Origin of the sequence: Nocardiopsis suaedae (assembly GCF_027706745.1) — a bacterium.
Lineage (GTDB): Bacteria > Actinomycetota > Actinomycetes > Streptosporangiales > Streptosporangiaceae > Nocardiopsis_A > Nocardiopsis_A suaedae.
This window is the reverse complement of sequence record NZ_JAQFWP010000133.1, coordinates 1-2,802: the sequence shown is the minus strand read 5'-3', so window position 1 is coordinate 2,802 and position 2,802 is coordinate 1. Positions and strand designations below refer to the sequence as shown.

Here is a 2,802-nt window from a genome sequence, read left to right as displayed (position 1 = left end):
ACGACCACGCCCTTGGGCCGCCCGGTGGACCCGGAGGTGTAGAGGACGTACGCGGGCGAGGCGGGATCGGGGTCGAGGACGTCACCGTCCAGAACGGCGAGCGGGGCCGGTTCCGGAGACGCGTGCTCTGCGGCACCGTCGGTCACCCCGGAGGGCGCAGCGGTGTCGTCGGCGGGACCGGCATCGGGGGGATCAGTCAGCCCTGCGCCGAGCACCTGCGAATCCACCCCGCCCTCGGACGGGACACGCTCCGGCTCCCCGGACCTCCCTGTCCGCGCCGCTCGGATGTCGGCCATTCCCGCGGCCGAGACGGCCGCTCCCCGCTCAGGACGGGCCTCACCCCCATGCACGAGATCCGCGGTGTCGTCGGCGAATCCGGCGCTCTGGCGGCCGGTCAGGCCGGTCTCGGGGGTCCACGAACCCGTACCGCCCCCGCGCGAACCGTCGGCCGGTTCCCTCGGCACGCTCGGGCGTGCCGCGTCGGCGCCGGTCGAACCGGCGCGCGGCACGAAGTCGTCGCCTGCCGATCCGGTCGGCGCATACTCCGTGGCCGGGGAACGGGCTCCGCCCTCATCCACGGCACCGTCCGCCGTCCGGCCCCGGTCGGCGCGCATCGGTCGCCGTCCATCGGTTCCGGCCTGTCCGCGCGGAGCAGGTGCCTGCGCCGGGAGCTCCGATCCACCAGGGCGACCGACACCGTCCGGAGCCGCACCGGCCGACACGCGCTCCACGGTGTCCGGGAGGACGGCCTGCGTTCCGGGGGCCGTCACGGCCAGCTTCACCCCGGAGTCCTCCAGCATCGCCGCGATGCGGTCGGGCGGGAACTCCGGGTCGATCGGCAGGTACGCGGCACCGGTGCGCAGCGCACCGACGACCGCGGGCACCAGGTCGGCCCCGCGCGGCAGCGCGACCGCCACCACCGAGCCCGCCCCGGCGCCGCGGGCGCGCAGGCGCTCCGCGACCGCGCCGGACCGCTCCCACAGCTCCCCGTAGTCCAGGTCCCCGTCCCCCGCCCGCACGGCCGTCCGCCGCGGGTGCTCGGCCGCGGACGCCGCGAGGCGCGCGGCCAGGCCGGCCGCGCCGACCGGGCGCGCCTGCGCCTCGGCTCCGCCCAGCAGGCGGCGGCGCTCGGCGTCGGAGACCACCTCGAACTCGCCCACCGGCACGTCCGGGGCGGCCAGCAGGTGGATGAGCACCTGCCGGAAGCGCTCCGCCAGGCTCTCGGCGGTCGCCCGGTCGAAGCGGGCGGTGGCGTAGCGCAGCGTGGCGGCGAGCCCCTCCCGGCCGGGCACCTCGGCGAAGGTGAACTCCAGGTCCAGCTTGGAGGTGGCCGCGTCCACCGGGTGGACCCGCGCGTCGGCGCCCAGCAGCCGCGTGCGCTCGGACTCGCGCTGGTAGGTGATCATCACCTGGAACAGGGGGTGCCGCGCCGCCGACCGGGCAGGGTCGCATTCGCGCACCACCGCCTCGAAGGGCACGGCGGAGCGGGCGAACGCGGCGATGTCGGCCTCGCGCACCCGTGCCAGCAGCTCGCGCCCGGTCGGCGCGCCGGACAGGTCGGTGCGCAGGGTCAGCATGTTCAGGTACATGCCGACGGCGTCGTGCAGCGCCTCGTCGGCCCGGTCGGTGACCGGGGTGCCCACGGCGATGTCGTCCCCGGCCCCCATCCGGTGCAGCAGCACCGCGACGGCCCCCTGCAGCAGCATGAAGGCGGTGACCCCGTGTTCGGCGGCCGAGCGGCGGAGCGCGGCCGCCGTGTCGCCGTCGAGGTCGAACCCGACGGTGTCCCCGGCGCCGTCGGCGGCGGCCGGGCGCGGGCGGTCGGCGGGCAGCGGGAGCTCCGCCGGGAGCCCGTCCAGGGCGCGCCGCCAGTGCTCCAGGCCCTGGGCCATGGCCGACCCGGGGTCGGCCTCGTCACCGAGGAGTTCGCGCTGCCAGCGCGCGAAGTCGGTGTAGCGGACCGCCGGGGCCGCCCACTCGGGGGCGCGGCCGTCGCGGCGCGCGGTGTAGGCGGCGTCGAGGTCGCGGACGAACGGCCCCTCGGACCACTCGTCGGTGGCGATGTGGTGGAAGCACAGGCCCAGGACCGCCTCTCCGGGGGCCGTGCGCAGCAGCTCGGCGCGGACGGGGACGTCGGCGCGCACGTCGAAGGGGGTGTGGAAGAGCCGCGCCAGGTGCTCCTGGACCCGGCCGCCCGAGGCGTCCCGGGTGTGCAGCAGCGCGGGCACGCGGTCCATGGGCAGCACGCGCGGGCGGGGGCCGTCCCCGTCGTCGGCGTAGACGGTGCGCAGGACCTCGTGCCGCTGCACGGTGTCGCGCAGGGCGGCGGCCAGCGAGTCCGCGTCCACGTCACCGTGCAGGCGGAAGGCGAGCGGCACGTTGTAGGCGGCCCCGGGGCCGTGCATCTGCTCGTGGAACCAGATGCGCTCCTGGGCGTAGGAGAGCGGCGCGTCCTCGTCGGGGCCGGTGCGGGCGACCAGGGCGGGGCGCGGGTCCTCGCCCGCGCGCTCGTCGAGCAGGGCCGCCAGGCGGGCGGCGGTGGGGGCGTCGAAGACATCGCGCACGCGCACGGCCAGGCCGGACTGGGCGCGTACCAGGTTGGCGGCGCGGGTGGCGAGGATGGAGTGGCCGCCGAGCGCGAAGAAGTCGTCGTGCACGCCGACCGAGGAGACCCCGAGGACCTGCGCGAACGCCTGGCACGCCTGCTCCTCGCGCGGGGTGCGCGGCGCTTCGGCCTCGGAGGCGGGGGCGGCGTCGGGGGCGGGCAGGGCCTTGCGGTCGATCTTGCCGTTCTCGGTGAGC

At 77.3% G+C, this 2,802-nt stretch carries 1 protein-coding gene; it reads right to left on the bottom strand.

Annotated features, from left to right (window positions below; translation table 11 throughout):
* Nucleotides 1–2,802 (bottom strand): condensation domain-containing protein (locus O4U47_RS31135; RefSeq protein ID WP_270681582.1); only part of this gene is annotated, 2,802 nt, incomplete at both ends.